Genomic DNA, 15,912 nt, shown 5'->3' with positions numbered 1-15,912 from the left:
ATAGGTGTCGCTAAATTTTACAAATAAGTGGTGAACGAAGTGAGGCGGTCGTTGCGAGCCACGTGAAGCCGTGCCGCGTCGATGTTGGATTGCGCCGTTGCTGCGCTCCTCGCAATGACGGCAACCAGTGGTGGTCAGGAGTCAGGTTATGCAACATCGCCCATTGGGAAGCAGCGGCATTGAAATCGCGCCCCTCGTGCTGGGCGGGAATGTGTTCGGCTGGACTGCTGACGAGGCGGCGAGCTTCGCCATCCTCGACGCCTTCGTCGCTGCGGGCGGCACGATGATCGACACCGCCGACGTGTATTCGGCCTGGGTCCCGGGCCATCAGGGCGGGGAAAGCGAAGGAGTCATCGGCCGCTGGCTGAAGCGCGATCCGTCAAAGCGCGACCGCGTCCAGATTGCGACCAAGGTCGGCTTCTTCGAAGGCCTGGCGCCTGAGGTCATTGCGCGCGCATGCGATGCGTCGCTGCTGCGCCTTGGGGTCGAGACGATCGATCTCTATTACCAGCACAAGGATGATGAAAAGGTGCCGCTGGCCGACAGCCTCGGCGCGATGGATGCGCTAGTGAAGGCCGGCAAGGTCCGCAGCATCGGGCTATCGCAGTTCACCCCCGCACGGCTCGACGAAGCCCTGCGCACCGCGGACAAGCAGGGGCTGACCAGACCCAGTGCACTGCAGACCTGGTACAACTTGGTCGAACGCGAGAAGCTGGAGGGTGAATTGCACGACGTCGCAACCGCGCACGGCCTCGCTATCCTTCCCTTCTACGGGCTCGCCAATGGCTTCCTTAGCGGCAAGTATCGAAGCAAGGATGATCTCGACAAAAGCCCGCGGGGCCTGCGCAACATTGCCTACCTCGAGGGGCGCGGTATGGCCGTCCTCGATGCGCTCGATGCGGTGGCGAGGGAAACGGGCGCGCCGCTTGCCACCGTCGCGCTCGCGTGGACGATGGCGCAACCCGGGATCGCTGGCGTGCTGGCCAGCGCCACCAGCACCGAACAGCTCGAGGAGTTGACGGGCGCGATGGCACTGACCCTCACTCCCGACCAGATGGATCGGCTCAGCGAGGCAAGCGCTTAGTTCGCCTTCAGCACGTCCAGCGCGGCAATCGTCATCGCCTCGGTCGCAGTGGCGATGACCGATTCGGCGTCGGGCGCCCAGAATGGCGAGTGGAGCGACGGCAGTTTCTGCGGATCGCCCGCGGCCGCGTCCCACTTGGCCTTGGGCGTGCCACCAACCCAGAACAACAGGCTCTCGATCGACCGGTCGGTCAGGTAGAAGCGGCTGAAATCCTCGCCGACCATCGCGGGCGGCGGGCTGGCCACGCGATCGGCGCCGAAATGCGCGGTGAACAAGCGCCGTACATGTTGCGACAGGCGGTCGGTGTTGAAGGTCGCAGGGGTGGACAGCTCCTCGCGAACGGTGACGACCGGCATGCGGTCGTCGGGCATCCCCGCGGCAATGGCTTCACCCCGCGCGATGCGCGCGATGCCGTCGAGCAAGGCCTTGCGCACTTCGGGTTTGTAGCTGCGCACGGTGAGCTGGAGCTTGGCTTCGTCCGAAATGATGTTGTGCTTCGCCCCGGCGTGGAAGCTGCCCACCGTCACCACCGCCGGATTGAGCGGGTCGTTCTCGCGGCTGACCAGGGTCTGCAGCGTGGTGACGATGCGCGACGCGAGCACAATCGGGTCCTTGGTCGTGGCCGGCAGCGCGCCGTGGCCGCCGACACCGCGGACGGTGATGTCGACACTATCGACATTGGCGAGGGCATAGCCCGGCGTGATTCCGATCTGCCCCGCCGGGAGGATGGCGGCATCGTGGAAACCGAGGACAGTGCTTGGCTTGGCGAAGCGCGTGAATAGCCCGTCCTGAAGCATCGCCTTGGCGCCTTCGCTGGTCTCCTCGCCCGGCTGAAGGATCATCATCAAGGTGCCGGACCACTGATCCTTCATCGCCGCCATTCGGCGCGCAGTGCCGAGCCAGGCGGTGACGTGGGTATCGTGCCCGCAGGCATGCATCACCCCGGTCTCCACGCCCTGCGCCGTGGTCACGCGCACCTTGGACGCGAAGGGCAGCCCGGTCTGCTCGACAACGGGCAAGGCGTCCATGTCTGCGCGCAGCATCAGCACCGGGCCGGGGCCGTTGCGCAGCATGGCGACGACGCCGGTCTTGCCGACCTTCTCGGTCACCGTGAAGCCGAGCTTGCGCATTTCGGGCGCCAGCTTGGCCGGCGTGCGCACCTCCTGCATCGACAGTTCGGGGTTGGCGTGCAAGTCGCGGTACAGCGCCATCAGCTGCGGCATGTCGCCCTGGATCGATTGCGCCAGGGTCGCGGCGGGAAGGCTTGCCGGGGTCGCCGCGGCTGCGGTCGCAAGCAGCACGAAACGCTTTACCATCAACGAACTCCTTAGGACGCGGGGACCAGCTCAAGCACGTCGAGTTGGGATTCAAAGTGCGGCCGCGGCATGATCATGCGCCAGCGGTTCGGCCCGATCCGTTCGATAAAGCCCGCGACATCGCGCGTCCGATCCTGTCCGTAACGGAGCGCGCCGCGCTCATCGCCCAGCACGAGCGTACCCAGGAAAACCTGGCGAACCTGGTCGACCGGATAGATCAGCCCAACCTGCCGCTGCGATCCGGTTTCCTTGATAAAGCTCTGCGCCATGCCCGAAGGCGAGATGCGGCAGCGGAATGCCGGGTAGGAGATATAGTCGAGCAACCCGGGCTGCTTGGCGCCGATCTTGATCACGCGGCAGCGATAAACGCCGTTGGGAATGGCGCCGGGTAGGGCGGCGTCAGGCTGAAGGAGCGCGCCTTCACGCCGTATCTCCGCCTCATGGCCGGCGCGGCGCGCTGCGTCCAGCGCGGCGATGAAAGTCGCTCGCCAGTCGCGCAGCCGCGCCCGATCGTCGTCCGTGGCGATGACCCGCCAGTTGGTGCGCGGCGGCGCCGCCGTGGCCGGTGGCGGCTGCATCGATGCGCAGCCGGATGCTGCGAGCGAAGCGAAGGCGAGTGCGAACTTCCAGCGCATGCGCTGCAGCCTAGGCCGCCGTCCAGCCGCCGTCCATCGACAGGTTGGCGCCGGTGATCGACCCCGCGTCGTCGCGGCACAGGAAGACGGCGAGCGCGGCAACCTCTTCGGGCGTGACGAAGCGCTTGGTCGGCTGGGCGGCGAGCAGCACGTCGTTCATCACCTGCTCGCGGGTCAGGCCGCGCGCCTTCATCGTGTCGGGGATCTGGTTTTCGACCAGCGACGTCCAGACGTAGCCGGGCGAAATGCAGTTGACGGTCACCCCGTCGCGGGCAGCCTCCAGCGCGACGGTTTTAGTGAAGCCGGCAACGCCATGCTTGGCCGCGACATAGGCCGACTTGTTGGGGGAAGCGACCAGGCTGTGCGCGGACGCGGTGTTGACGATGCGGCCCCAGCCTTGCGCCTTCATCGCGGGCAGCGCGAGCCGCGTGGTATGGAATACCGCCGTCAGATTGATCGCGATCACGGCGTCCCACTTGTCGGTCGGGAAGCTTTCGACGGGCGAGACATGCTGGATGCCGGCATTGTTGACGAGGATGTCGGGTGCGCCGAGTTCCGCCTGGCAGCGCTGCATCATCGACGCGATCGCGCTTGCGTCGGACAGGTCGGCGCCGTCGTGCACCGCGCCGAGTTCCTCGCAGATGCTGCGGATGTCATCGGTCGGGCCAAAGCCGTTGAGCATCACCTTGACCCCTTCAGCCGCGAGTGCGCGCGCGATGGCAAGACCGATGCCGGACGTGGAGCCGGTGACGAGAGCAACCTTGTCTTGAAGAATCATGCGCGCTTCTTCGCGGTGAGGGCAAAGCTTTGCAACCGTGGTTCGCTTCGAGCATTACGCTCCTGAAACGGGAGATAGGTGCATGCGGCTAGGCGGCGAGGGACCAAGCGGCAATTTCGAGGACCGCACAGGCAGTAGCGGCGGCGGCATGGGCCTCGGCGGCGGCGGCAATCTCTTGGGGTGCTTGTTGCCGATGGTTATGAGCCGGTTCGGCATCGTCGGCGTCCTTATCCTGCTGCTCGGCTATTGCGCGCTTACCCAATTGGGTGGCGGCGGAAGCATCATTCCGGGCGGCACCACGACCAGGGCGCCCAGTGGCCAATCGCGGCTCGACGCCAACATGCGCGACTTCCTGACGCGGGTTCTCGGGTCGACCGAGGAGACTTGGGGCGAAATCTATCAGCGCAACGGCCAGCAATATGTGCCGACGCGGATGGTCGCCTACACCCGCGGAACGCAGACCGGCTGCGGTTTCGGGCAGGCGGCGATGGGGCCGTTTTACTGCCCCGGCGACCGCAGCATCTACATCGACCCGACCTTCTTCAGTGAATTGACCAGCCGGTTCGGTGCGTCGGGCGACGCAGCCATGGCCTATGTCATCGCCCATGAGGTCGGTCACCACATCCAAAACCTCGAAGGAACGCTCGACCGGGCGCAAAGCGCGCAGGCCCGCGCCAGCAAGACCGACGGCAATGCCATCCAAGTCGGCGTCGAGCTTCAGGCCGATTGCTACGCGGGCATCTGGATGGCCCGGGCGCGCGATGCACAAGGCCCGATCGTCGAGCCTGGCGATGCCGAAGAGGCTTTGCGCGCGGCCGAAGCCATCGGCGACGACACGCTGCAAAAGCAAACGCAGGGCACCGTCGTCCCGGAAAGCTTCACCCACGGCACCTCGGCGCAACGGATGGCGGCGCTCCAGCGTGGCCTGCAAAGCGGCGACCCCGCGCAGTGTAATTTCGCACGCTAGATTTTCCTTCCCAGCAGCTGCTGGGGAGGGGAATCTCGAAGGCGGTGAAGGGGTTTTTCGGTTCGACCGGGCCGTCACGGAGGAAATCCGTGACCTTAGTCGGCTTCGCTCACGCGACCCGCTGGCCGGCCTTCGCCGTCTCTCCGCGCTGCTCCGGCGGAGCTTCGCACCTGCGTCGCTGCGCTCGGCGGCTACAGGCGGACCAACATTTTTCCGGTGTTCGCGCCGCTGAACAGCCCACGAAACGCCTCGGGCATCGCTTCGAGTCCGTCGACGATCGTCTCCCGCCCAGTCACTTGTCCGCGCGCGATCATCGCGCCCATGTCGGCATAGAATTCGCCCAGCCGTCCCATGTAATCGGTGTAGATGAAGCCCTGCAGGCGGATGCGCGCGGCGATCACCCGCATGATGTAGCGAAGCCTGATCGGCTCGCTGCTGTTATAGCCCTCGATCATGCCGCAGATGGCGAAGCGCGCGTTCTGCCGGGCAGTGGCTAGCGCGGCGTCGAGATGGTCGCCGCCGACATTGTCGAAATAGACGTCGATTCCCTTGGGCGCCGCAGCCATCAAGGACTTCACGACCGGGCCCGCCTTGTAGTCGATCACTTCATCCGCGCCGAGCGAACGGACGAAGTCGCATTTTGCGCCGCCCCCGGCCGAGCCGATTACGGTCATGTCCTTGGCCTTGGCGATTTGCACGACTGCCGATCCGACCGCACCCGCGGCAGCTGACACGAACACGATATCGCCCGCGTTCGCCGCGGCCACGTCGAGCAAGCCGAAATAGGCCGTCCCGCCAGTCAGGCCGAGGTTTCCGAGGAAGGTTTGCGGCGCGATCCCTGGAATGTCGGGCAGCTTGTGGAAATTGGCGGCGGGCTCGACCACTTCATCGCGCCATCCGGCCATGTGCAGCACGGTGTCGCCGGCCCGAAGCGTCGGGTCACGGCTCTCGACCACTTCGCCGATCGCGCCGCCGGTCATCGGCTCGCCAAGCTGGAAGCTGGGAACGTAGCTTTTCACGTCGTTCATTCGGCTGCGCATGTACGGGTCGACGGAAAGCCATTGATTGCGAACGCGCACCATGCCGTCGGCGAGATCGGGGAGAGCGATGTCCTTCAGCGCAAAGTCGGTGTCGATCGGAACGCCCTGGGGGCGGTTCATCAGATGCCAGGCGCGGGCCATGCTCGTCTCCTTTCCACGCCGCATAGGCGCGCCTCCCCGCACAAGAAAGGCCCGGCTGCGAAGGGGACGACGCAGCCGGGCCTGGGTTGCTCCCGCTGGTCGGGAGCTAGGGGTTCAAGAGCAGCTTAGCGGTAAGTGCCCTCGAAACTCCGGTCGAGCATGTGGGGACCGGCTTCGCCCTGGTCCTCACGTTCGAACAATGCACGGTCGCGGTTTTCGTCGCGCCAGCGCTTCTTGGCATCTTCGGCCGAGCAGCCGAGCATCACCTTGTCACCGTCGATCGATTCAACGTCCGTGCACATCAGAGAATGATGCGTGCCGCCGCTTTCGGGGTCGGACTTGGTGAGGATGATCCGGTCACCTGCGACGCGGTCGACGGTGCCGACATGGTCATTGTCGTTGCCAAGCACTTCCATATGCTCGCGGATCTGGCTCAGCAGGCCGCGCTTTGCCTGGCGCTGCTGGCGCCAGCCGGTGAACTCGTCCTCGAACCTCTTTTGGTTCTCGCGGCGATAATCCTCATAGTCGCGGTCGAGTTCGCTGACGTGGCGGTCGCGCCAGCTTGCATAATGGGGATCGAAGTCGCCGCGGCTGGGCGAGCGGTCCTGGCTGCCCAGCGATCCTGCCCGCCGCGAGACATTCCGCCGGCCGCGAAATATTGCTCCGAACGCCCGTAATCGCCGGTGATCGGGCGATAGTCCTGACGGCTGCGCGGAGCGGAGTCGCGGCTGCTTTCGCGTCCGCGCGACCCCCAGCCACTGGGCATCTCGCTGCGGTCGTCACGATCCGAATTGCCGCGGTCCCAATTGTTGTCGCTCCAGGACGAGCGGCTGCGATGATCGTCGTCGCGCCCGATGAACCGGCCGCGCGGACGCTCATCGCGATGCTGGCGGCGGCCGCCGGAATCGTCATCGCCGAACCACGAGGCGATCTCATCGCCGGCGCGCTCGAAAAAGCCGCGTTCCTCGCGGCCGGAATCGCTGCGTTCGCGATCGCTGCGCCAATTGCGCTCACCGCGATCATCGTCGCGCCATCGGGAACGTTCGTTGCGGGGATCATAACGGTCGTAGGCCATGCCAGTCCTCCATGCTTACAGGCCGCCGGGAAGGGGGTCGGCGGTACTGTTTGCAAAACGAACAGCGCCAATGGCCGTTCCTGTGCACCGCCCCTGAAAGGGGTCGATACGACAAGGCGAAAGCTAGCAAAGCCGAGTGCCGTGACAGGCAGTCCCGCAGACTGCCTGCGCCGAGCCCGATGCTCGATTGTCCCCCGGACAATCTGCGCGCCGGGCTGGTGGAGCTGAGGGGAATCGAACCCCTGACCTCTGCAGTGCGATTGCAGCGCTCTCCCATCTGAGCTACAGCCCCGCACCGGCGAAGCGGCTCCTTAGCCGGGCCATTTCCAACGCGCAATCGCGCGGTTTCCCCCACATCCGCCGGAACAAATTCCCAGTTCGCTGATCATTTACAGGGAATTTGCTGCGCCCGGGTCGCTGGGAGTCTTCACCCGCTTACTGGCGCAGGAGCCCCCATTTTGGCGTTTGGCGGCGTACCGGTCGCAAGCGTCATAACAGGGAAAGCCGGGATCTCGAACAGCCCGAAACATTGGCACGGAGCGAACTCAAGGATTCCCTCGCTACGCTGTGCCTGCGGCAACAACTCAGCTGGAAAGTTCCGCTTGTGCCACCCCTCGAAAAATGTTGAATCGTGACTCGGCCAATCAGCCTCGGGCCACCGTCTAGATCGTAAGTCCGAGGGATATGTCCGATTTTCCAAAACTTGAGCAAGCGGTGACCGACGGCCTGCCTCGTTCGGAGCAAGAGCCGGCGCCTCCTCCAGAGCCTGCGGATACGAACGAGGAGCTTCCGAAGGTCGGCTACTGCAAGCCGCCAAAGCAGCACCAGTTCAAAAAGGGGGAGTCCGGCAATCCGCGAGGGCGTCCGCGTGGATCAATCAATCACAAGACCACTGTGCTGCGAAGTTTCGAAGAAGAGATTCTTGCCGAAAGCAGGCGATTAGTTGCTGTGGGAGAGGGTGACACCCTTATGTACCTCACCGTTCAGGAAACCTTGGCGCGTCTGATCGTGGACGGCGCACTGAAAGGAGACAAATTCTACGTCAAGCTGACCCAGCAGGTCGTTACCGCCGCGCAGAAGAAAGAGGCTGATGAGAAGCGAGGGTTGATGGAAGCGGCTTTAGCGTACAAGGACAAGTGGGAATTCGAGTATGAACGACTGATCCGTCAGGGCTTGCCTGTGCCATTGCCGCACCCCGACGATATCCTGATCGATCCCGTCTCGGGGGATGTTCAGATCGTTGGTCCGACGACCAAAGAACAGAAAGCTGCAATGGACGAGCTTGTCCGTCTTCTAGACGCGCATATCGCGCGCTTTGAGGATCCGAAGAGCCTTTGGTATGCGTCACCGGAGATGCGTCGGCAGCTGCGCCGGCGGCAGCTCAAGGTAATCCAGAAATGGAATAATAAACTGCCTCCGCGGCTAAGGCGCACGTTTGACGAGTCGATCGACCGGCCGACGGACGAAGATTGGGCCGAAGGTTGGGCCGAGGACGATGATCCGGCAACGGACGGTCATCCGGCAAGGGACGATCCGTCACGCTAGAGTTCGCGGGCACTCAGTCGCGTCGTGTTGAACGCGAGCTGCCCTTCGCAATAGCTGAGGGTGACCTCGACGCCCTGGAGGGCGGGTGCGAGCCGGCGAACTGCCGCACCGCTCGTTGCAATTGGCGATCTCCAAGTGCCCGTCGCGGCAATGTCCATCGCCGCGTTGCTGGACCGCACGGACAATCCGCCGGCCCACGCGGCGAAGACGATCTCCCGTTCAGCCTGCCTCCCATTTCTCCTGAGGGTCGAGCGCCGGAGCGCCGTACCGACGGCGTCGATCAGGTCGCGCTTCGACACCGTCATCTTCCACGTGGCTTCACACGGGCTAAGCATGCGATAATCGGTCTCTGACAGTTTTGTCGCTTACGAGGCGTTATCGTAGCTGTTGCAGACGATGTCATTTATCGTATACAATAACGGGAGTCAATGTGGTACGTCCTCGTAAAGATCAGACCATGCAGGCAGTGTCGCTTCGCCTCCCGCGGCACATCCTGGACGCGGTCGACGAGTGTGCCGCGGATCTTCAGGACCAAACGCCCTTGCTCGAAGTTACGCGGACCGACGCCCTCAGATACCTCATCCAGCGCGGCCTCGCGGACTTTGCGACAAAAGGCGCCGCCAACTCGAAACGGAAGGGAGGCTAGCTGCTGCGGCAGCCAGGCGTTTGAGGCACGAAGATCGACGCCAGTGCGTCACAGGCGCGATCGGCAAGGCCGTTGCTTCTGACGGTGCGCGGTATCGATCCCTTCTGCGAGCTCCTGGACAAACTTCGCGTCGCCGCACGCTCCGGACTTTCGGTCACTTTAGAGCCCGACGAGGTTCTTCTGCTATTCTCTGACGAGCTCCAGTTCAACCGTGCCACTGACAACAACATTCAAGCGGTCGGCGTGGAGGAGCTCATATCGGAGTGGCTGAAATATCATGTGTCGCTCTTGGCTGCGCCTGAGCGATATCACTACTCGGCCGATCATCTTCGCAAGTTTTTTGCCGATGAGCGCTTGGCGGGCCGGCTCGGTAGCAAGGTCAAGATCCGAGATCTGACACCTGAGCTTCAGGCACGCTTTCGCGAGTGGCGGTTTGCATCTGGAGCGAGCGGCCACACTGTGAGCCGGGACTTGGCGGCGCTGCGCGGCGCCTTAACCTGGGCGTGGAAGTGCCAGCGCATCGCCAAAGCCCCGCCCTTCGTAGCAGATGTCCCCGCACACACCCGAGCCTCACCCCGGGATCGCGTTCTTTCGCCGAAGGAAATCGCCGCGATCATGGGTGTCTGCGCGGGGCGGCAGGACCGTGAGCATCTGATCCGCTTTATCGTGATAATGCTCGGCACCGCCGGACGACCTCAGGCCGTCCTTGAGCTTGATCACACCAACATTGACCTAGAACGTAATCTCATCGACCCCAGCGGACCAGGTCGAATTCATGTGCGCAAGCGCCGCGTGATCGTCCCTATGGCGAAGTCCGTGCGGCCGTGGGTGCTGGGCATCGAGGGCAAACTCATTAGGTATCGAGTCCCACTAGCCGTCGCGGGCGATATCCAGCCGGAGTTCTTCGAAAGGGAGACTAAATCCATTAAGAGGTGCTGGAACGCGGCGTGCGCCGAAGCGGGAGTGTCGGGGGCGACGCCCAAGACCCTGCGCCACACGATACTAACGTGGCTTGCCGAGCGCGGTGTTCCGTCGGAGCAACGACAGATATTCGCGGGTCATTCTAGGATTGGGACCACTGCGAGAAACTACGAACATCTGTCACCCGACTACCTGCAGAACGCCATCACTGAGGTCGATGCCTTCTTCGATGAACTAAGAAAGTATACCTGCGTCCTGAAGGTGCCGTGAGATAAAGGCCTTTCTGCGCCGGCTGAGTGTCCACACGCGAGAGTAACTACTTCGGCGCGGCTCCTTCCCGTTGATGATCGACGAGATGTCTGCCACCCATCGGTTACGCGGCCTGGCGGCTCACCGCTGGCACCGTATCAAATGAGGGGGCGATGAAACAATCGACCGAAAGCAAACGCCGTCTGGAGCAAGAGGATATTCACGATCAGTGGCTCCAAGATTATCTCAGCGAAGATCTGAACAGATTTTACGATGAGGCTTTCCAAAATATCGTGGAGCAATTGGGAGATACCCGAGACAAGCATTTATTAGATCTTGGTTGTGGTTATTGCTTCCATACGAGTCGTCTAGCGAAGAGCGATCTTCGTATTACGGCAGTCGATTTTTCAACAACTGCGCTGAGCGAAGCTCGCAGAACCATCACCAAAGCGGGCCTTGAGGGACGAGTATCACTGGAGAGGGGTGATGCCACCAGCCTTCCTTTTTCTAATGCTTCTTTCGATCACGTACTGATCTGGGGTGTGCTTATGCACGTCCCCGACATCGAGGCGGCACTTTCGGAGGCTGCACGGGTTCTCAAGCCCGGGGGAAGTTAGTTATTGCAGAAAACAATCACCGCTCGCTTGAAGTGATGTTTGTGGAGCCAGCTATAAATTTGGCCAGGCGCTTGTTCGGCAAGAAAGACCGCGTCCGCAACAGGCGGCAATTCGGCATAGAAGAGTGGCAAAGCTCATCGAACGGCCGGCTACTCATCCGAAAAACGGACATGAAAGCTCTAGAAAAAAGATGTAATGAGCTGGGTCTGACGCTAGAAAATCGTATAGCTGGTCAGCTCACCGAAATACATACCCGTCTGCCAAGTAGATCGTTGAAAAAGCTCGTCCATGCAACTAACATCGCTTGGTTCCGACATGTGAGGTCACCGACACTCGCCATGGGAAACATACTATTCTTTGCGAAAAGGCTGGGTTAGCGAAAGCGACCGGTCATCCCTCCTTCGTGCACGAAGAGGTGCCTCTCCCATAGGCGTCATCTATGCGGATAATGTCGTCTTCCCCTAAATACGGACCGCACTGAACTTCGATCAGGTGCAGTGGCACTTTTCCGGGGTTGGCCAGGCGGTGAAGCGTACCTGCCGGTATGTAGGTCGATTCATTCTCTTGAAGAAGGCTTACATCGTCTCCGACCGTGACCTCCGCTGTACCTTTGACAACGACCCAGTGTTCTGAGCGGTGATGATGCTTCTGCAGAGATAGCGAGGCTCCGGGCTTCACGACGAGCCGCTTGGTCTGAAAGCGCTCGCCGTAGTCGATGGTTTGGTAGGACCCCCAAGGTCGGAATACCTCCGAAGCGCTTACAGCGACCGCGTCGTCTCGCTCGCGTAGAATGTCGACCGCTTCCTTGACATTCTGAGAGCGATCCAAATCGGTCACGAGGATTGCGTCTCTCGTAGCGACCACACCGATCCGCCGTAGGCCAATCGTCACGACAAGTTTACCATGTTCCGAGCGCACGAGGCAGTCACGGCTATCTAACGGCAAAACGGTACCGTGAACCACATTACCGTTACCATCCTTTGATGAGATTTCCCACAATGAGTCCCACGAGCCAACGTCGGACCATCCGAAGTCGACCGGCACGACAAAGCTATTCGCGGTCCGCTCCATCACCGCGAAGTCTATGGAAGTACTAGGTGAAGAACAAAAAGGGCTACTCAGCGGCCTCACGAAGTCACCATCTCTTTGGAAGCCTTCACTCGCGTCGTCCACTGCTTTCCAAACACGAGGTTCGTGCTCGCTGAGCTCGTCTAAGATGGACCGACCTCGAAAGAGGAACATTCCACTATTCCAATAGAACTTGCCGCTTGCCAGGTATGCCTCGGCAGCTTCGACGCTCGGCTTCTCCACAAATCTACGGACGTGCTGAACACCCTCGTGTTCGGAGACTTGCCCAGCTTCCACGTATCCGTAGCCGGTGTGTGGACGGTCGGGTCTTATTCCAAACGTAACAAGCCCTCCCGTCATCGCAGCCGGTACTGCGGCAGAAACACCTGCCCAAAAGGATGCGACATCACGGATAACGTGGTCCGATGGGAGAACCAAGAGCAAGTCGTCGTCATGTGCTTGGCTTCTCACCCAGGCGGCCGCCAAGCCAATGGCCGCCGCGGTGTTCCGACCCTCGGGCTCCAGCAGAATTGCTGCCGGTGCGACACCGAGACCCTCCAGTTGATCCTTGACGAAGAAACGATGTTCCTCGTCTGCTACAATTATCGGGGCACTGAACTGGGCGCCGACAACCCGTGAAACTGTGGCTTGCAGCATGGTCTGGTCAGCCGCAATGGGTAGGAGCTGCTTTGGAAAAGCCAATCGAGAGATGGGCCACAGGCGCGTCCCCGCGCCACCTGACAGGATCACAGGGCGAACTAAACTCATACCGATAGTACCCTCGCCCGCCACCCGTCACCACATGCTGCATGTCGCAGCAGCAGCCGTTTGCTGCCTAAGCGGCAATCGCGTGTAAATCTGCCGCAACTTCGATAAGGATTGCAAGGTTTTTAGGAGCGCTTCTTTGGGTCGCCTTCGAGAGTCTGTGCCGATCTGGACTACTGCTGCCGCAGTGTTGACGCTTTCAGTATCACTGGGCCTGGCCTGGACGTCAGTTCCGGGGCGTAAACTTACGGGGGCGGCCATCGGGGGTGAACCGGACTCGCCGAATCCGTCCACGCCGTTTCGAATCGGCACGAACCTAGATGGAGTGGCGTATTGGAGCAGCGCTTTACCCTTCGTCGACCTCATGAAGTCCTCGGGCGACTGGTTCGTCCAAGCTCCTTATCGATGGAACACTGAGGAAAAGGTCGCCCTAGACGAGTCCGGGTGGCCGATCACCATACCGCGCGGCCGTGACGGGGCGTCACGGAATATCGGCCTGGTTGTGCTACGGGAGGCGGGCGGCGCTGATACGCCGCATACTCGCTACGTCGTGGGCTATGACGGCAGCGGCAGGCTCAAAGGCATGGACAGTCAGGGTATGCGAACCCTGAAAGGCTCAAAGCCCCGTCAGCTCATCGTTGAGACCGACGCTGAAGGCTGGGTCCAGTTGATGATCACCCAGACAGACCCTCACGGCCGCGGGGATTTTCTTCGGAACATCAGGGTCATACGGGAGGATCTCTTTCCCGAATACGAGCGTGGCTCAGTTTTCAATCCCGCGTTTGTCGAACGGATAGCGCCCTTTCGAACGATCCGATTCATGGATTGGATGGTCACCAACTCACTCTTCCGTGCTGACGGAAGCAGGGCTAAATGGTCAAGTGGTCAAGGCTGGAATGCCAATGCCGCAGGGGAACTGGGCTGGTCCAGCCGGCCACTCCCGGGAGACGCGCGCTGGACTAGCGGCGTGCCGGTCGAGATTATGGTTCAATTATTGAATACGACAAAAGCAGACGGCTGGTTCAACATGCCGGTGAATGCCACTGACGATTACGTAAGAAACTTCGCTAAATACGTTCGAGAACATCTAGATCCGAAACTGAACATACACGTCGAGCTCTCGAACGAGGTTTGGAACTGGGCGTTCCCGCAAGCTCACTACGCGAAGTACCGCGCGGAATCTGAGGATGGCAAGGACGCGAACTGGATGGAATGGTACGGGAAGCGTTCGGCACAGGTCGGGGAGATCTGGAACGCTGTCTTCCGAGAGCCCGCCCGTGGTCAGGGGCCTCCGGGTCGGGTTCGCATCGTTTACAGTACGCAGTTCGCATACAAGGGGCTGGAAAAACTCGGTCTCGAAACGCCGCGCTGGCTGGACAAGAATGGCCAGCATCGTCGAGGAGCCGACTTTTTCGACGAGTATGCAGTCACCGGATATTACGGAGCAGGCCTAAGTGATGACAAACAGGTCGCCGCAGTACTGCAATGGCAGCGTGACCCAGACGGTGGCTTTCAAAGAGCCCTTCTCGCACTTCGAAAATCAATCGAGCAAAACAACGCTCCGTTGTACGAATACCACGCTAAGCGCGCGCGAGAATATGGCCTCGAACTCGTTACCTACGAGAGCGGTTTCGGGGAGCGAACGCCGCCGAGCCAGCACCAAAATGAGGATTACACTAACTTCCTGATCGCACTGCAGCGGCGTCCAGAGATCTACAATCTTGAACTAGCGAATGCAGAAGCCTTCAGACGCGCCGGCGGCTCCCTATTCATGAATTTTGGGATCATTGGGAAACCGTCCAAGTGGGGCAGTTGGTCCGCGCTGGAGCATATCAATCAGAAGGACTCGCCGCGCTATCGAGCGCTGATCTCGCTAACCACCAAGTACAACCAAGACCAAAAAACCCGACACTGAGCCGATCCGGCAGAGGCGAATTCAAGGACTAAGAACCTGGCGCTGCTCGCAAAACTCGGTGGTGTCCAGATAGTTGGGCACGGACGGCTCGCCGAGCGGGAAGTTCAATGTAGCGGTTTAGAACTTCGGCAGTCACCAAAACTGCGGCGATAATCAGCGTTATCCACAATGACCGGATAATTGAAGGATCTGAGAGCCCTGCAATATTGAGAATCTTTGGCCAGATCAGCGCAGCTACCGTAAGGATGGGCACGTGGACGAGATAGATGCCGTATGACAGGTCGCCTAAGCGCATTCCTGCACGTCCGATCAGCAAGGAACAAACCGCACCCCTATCCGTCGCAGTTGCTGCGACTAGAAGCAATGCCGGCGGAATAAAGAGAACATCTGGGACCTCGAACGCGAGTACAAGGCAGAGTGCCATCGCGGCTCCGACTTGCACCAAGGATAGCTGTAAGGAATCTAGTGCGGCTAAATACCTCCGGTAGTTGAAGCATAGAATGCCAAGCAAGAAGCCCGCGAAACACCTCAAGAGCGCAGTTCCGCTTGTAAGATCCAGGCTCCCCGCCTGAAAGCCTATCAAAAGGTAAAATGCACAAGCTGCGGTCAAAATTGCAAAATTGGTTAAAGCTGCGGCCTTAGACAAGCACCAGACGATCGCCGGAAATAGCAGGTAAGCATGCATCTCTGCACTGATAGACCAGCTAGGTATGTTCCATCTTGGCATCGAGTCCACGATGGGCCACAAATGCAAGAGCGGAACAGTTAGCAACAAACTACCTAAGCCAGGCGGTTGCAGATGTTCGTCGACCGCGCCTTGTGCCACTGACTTCATCATAAAGAAGACGAGAAGCGCAAGAAGTAAAAAGATATGGAGTGGAACAATCCTAGCGATTCTGGCAGCGAAATACGACCGCAAATCTGCTCGCGTCAGCGCCCTTTCGTTAACGACGTAAACATGACTCATGACAAAGCCGCTAAGTATAAAAAAGAAATCCACCCAGAGGTATCCACGATCAAAGAAGGAGGTAACGGTTTCAAAGTGCAGCCTTTGATTGGCGCCGAACTTCAGGTGGTAGAACACGACAAGTAAAGAAGCCACGCCGCGAAGCACAATGTGCGCTCTTAATGTCTCACGATCTTTCGATCC

At 60.7% G+C, this 15,912-nt stretch carries 16 protein-coding genes and 1 tRNA gene; 7 read left to right on the top strand and 10 right to left on the bottom strand.

What is annotated here, in order from left to right; all coding sequences use genetic code 11:
- Positions 1 to 148 precede the first annotated feature (148 nt).
- Complete coding sequence (locus H9L13_RS11050) at positions 149 to 1,084, top strand: aldo/keto reductase (protein WP_187537743.1); 936 nt, start codon at positions 149 to 151, stop codon at positions 1,082 to 1,084.
- Here H9L13_RS11050 and H9L13_RS11045 read toward each other — a convergent pair.
- From H9L13_RS11045 to H9L13_RS11035, 3 genes are read right to left on the bottom strand one after another with little or no spacing between them, the layout of a single operon-like run.
- Positions 1,081 to 2,400: an amidohydrolase gene (locus tag H9L13_RS11045; RefSeq protein WP_187537742.1), complete on the bottom strand. Its 1,320-nt coding sequence runs from the start codon at positions 2,398 to 2,400 to the stop codon at positions 1,081 to 1,083. The genes H9L13_RS11050 and H9L13_RS11045 overlap by 4 nt on opposite strands.
- An 11-nt stretch (positions 2,401 to 2,411) precedes the next feature.
- The gene (locus H9L13_RS11040) at positions 2,412 to 3,035 is read right to left on the bottom strand and encodes a DUF4893 domain-containing protein (RefSeq protein ID WP_187537741.1); all 624 of its coding nucleotides are present in this window, start codon (positions 3,033 to 3,035) and stop codon (positions 2,412 to 2,414) included.
- A gap of 10 nt (positions 3,036 to 3,045) precedes the next feature.
- On the bottom strand, positions 3,046 to 3,813 hold the full coding sequence (locus tag H9L13_RS11035) for a 3-hydroxybutyrate dehydrogenase (RefSeq protein WP_187537740.1): 768 nt from the start codon (positions 3,811 to 3,813) through the stop codon (positions 3,046 to 3,048).
- An 82-nt stretch (positions 3,814 to 3,895) separates the two neighbouring features.
- On the opposite strand from H9L13_RS11035, the gene ypfJ reads away from it, so the two are divergent.
- Positions 3,896 to 4,780, top strand: coding sequence for a KPN_02809 family neutral zinc metallopeptidase (gene ypfJ / locus H9L13_RS11030; RefSeq protein WP_187537739.1), 885 nt, complete (start codon positions 3,896 to 3,898; stop codon positions 4,778 to 4,780).
- A gap of 191 nt (positions 4,781 to 4,971) precedes the next feature.
- Here the strand turns inward: ypfJ and H9L13_RS11025 are convergent, their stop codons facing one another.
- The 3 genes from H9L13_RS11025 to H9L13_RS11015 all read right to left on the bottom strand — a co-directional run bounded on the left by H9L13_RS11025 (position 4,972) and on the right by H9L13_RS11015 (position 6,892).
- Positions 4,972 to 5,961: an NADP-dependent oxidoreductase gene (locus tag H9L13_RS11025; protein WP_187537738.1), complete on the bottom strand. Its 990-nt coding sequence runs from the start codon at positions 5,959 to 5,961 to the stop codon at positions 4,972 to 4,974.
- A gap of 125 nt (positions 5,962 to 6,086) precedes the next feature.
- A complete protein-coding gene (locus H9L13_RS11020; RefSeq protein ID WP_187537737.1) occupies positions 6,087 to 6,377 on the bottom strand; it encodes a DUF2171 domain-containing protein in 291 nt (96 codons plus the stop codon).
- Between the two features lie 17 nt (positions 6,378 to 6,394).
- On the bottom strand, positions 6,395 to 6,892 hold the full coding sequence (locus tag H9L13_RS11015; protein WP_244954841.1) for a hypothetical protein: 498 nt from the start codon (positions 6,890 to 6,892) through the stop codon (positions 6,395 to 6,397).
- Here H9L13_RS11015 and H9L13_RS12840 point away from each other — a divergent pair.
- On the top strand, positions 6,797 to 7,264 hold the full coding sequence (locus tag H9L13_RS12840) for a hypothetical protein (protein ID WP_244954845.1): 468 nt from the start codon (positions 6,797 to 6,799) through the stop codon (positions 7,262 to 7,264). The genes H9L13_RS11015 and H9L13_RS12840 overlap by 96 nt on opposite strands.
- Here H9L13_RS12840 and H9L13_RS11010 read toward each other — a convergent pair.
- Positions 7,253 to 7,328 (bottom strand) — tRNA-Ala (locus H9L13_RS11010). The two genes, H9L13_RS12840 and H9L13_RS11010, sit on opposite strands and share 12 nt — an antisense overlap.
- Before the next feature lie 392 nt (positions 7,329 to 7,720).
- On the opposite strand from H9L13_RS11010, the gene H9L13_RS11005 reads away from it, so the two are divergent.
- A complete protein-coding gene (locus H9L13_RS11005) occupies positions 7,721 to 8,581 on the top strand; it encodes a DUF5681 domain-containing protein (protein WP_187537735.1) in 861 nt (286 codons plus the stop codon).
- Here the strand turns inward: H9L13_RS11005 and H9L13_RS11000 are convergent.
- The gene (locus H9L13_RS11000; RefSeq protein WP_187537734.1) at positions 8,578 to 8,880 is read right to left on the bottom strand and encodes a hypothetical protein; all 303 of its coding nucleotides are present in this window, start codon (positions 8,878 to 8,880) and stop codon (positions 8,578 to 8,580) included. The genes H9L13_RS11005 and H9L13_RS11000 overlap by 4 nt on opposite strands.
- Before the next feature lie 419 nt (positions 8,881 to 9,299).
- Between H9L13_RS11000 and H9L13_RS10995 the strand changes: the two genes are divergently transcribed.
- Positions 9,300 to 10,418, top strand: coding sequence for a tyrosine-type recombinase/integrase (locus H9L13_RS10995; protein ID WP_187537733.1), 1,119 nt, complete (start codon positions 9,300 to 9,302; stop codon positions 10,416 to 10,418).
- A 152-nt stretch (positions 10,419 to 10,570) separates the two neighbouring features.
- A complete protein-coding gene (locus H9L13_RS10990) occupies positions 10,571 to 11,014 on the top strand; it encodes a class I SAM-dependent methyltransferase (protein ID WP_187537732.1) in 444 nt (147 codons plus the stop codon).
- 390 nt (positions 11,015 to 11,404) lie between these two features.
- On the opposite strand, the gene H9L13_RS10985 is transcribed toward H9L13_RS10990, so the two are convergent.
- Positions 11,405 to 12,850, bottom strand: coding sequence for a mannose-1-phosphate guanylyltransferase/mannose-6-phosphate isomerase (locus tag H9L13_RS10985; protein ID WP_187537731.1), 1,446 nt, complete (start codon positions 12,848 to 12,850; stop codon positions 11,405 to 11,407).
- 157 nt (positions 12,851 to 13,007) lie between these two features.
- Here H9L13_RS10985 and H9L13_RS10980 point away from each other — a divergent pair, with 157 nt between their 5' ends.
- Entirely contained in the window at positions 13,008 to 14,762 is a 1,755-nt protein-coding gene (locus H9L13_RS10980; RefSeq protein ID WP_187537730.1) for a hypothetical protein, read from the top strand.
- Between the two features lie 28 nt (positions 14,763 to 14,790).
- Here the strand turns inward: H9L13_RS10980 and H9L13_RS10975 are convergent, their stop codons facing one another.
- A complete protein-coding gene (locus H9L13_RS10975) occupies positions 14,791 to 15,876 on the bottom strand; it encodes an acyltransferase family protein (RefSeq protein WP_187537729.1) in 1,086 nt (361 codons plus the stop codon).
- Positions 15,877 to 15,912: the final 36 nt, after the last annotated feature.

The sequence above is a fragment of the Sphingomonas lutea genome (assembly GCF_014396785.1).
GTDB classification, from domain to species: Bacteria; Pseudomonadota; Alphaproteobacteria; order Sphingomonadales; family Sphingomonadaceae; genus Sphingomicrobium; species Sphingomicrobium luteum.
This window is presented reverse-complemented; position numbering and strand designations above follow the sequence as displayed.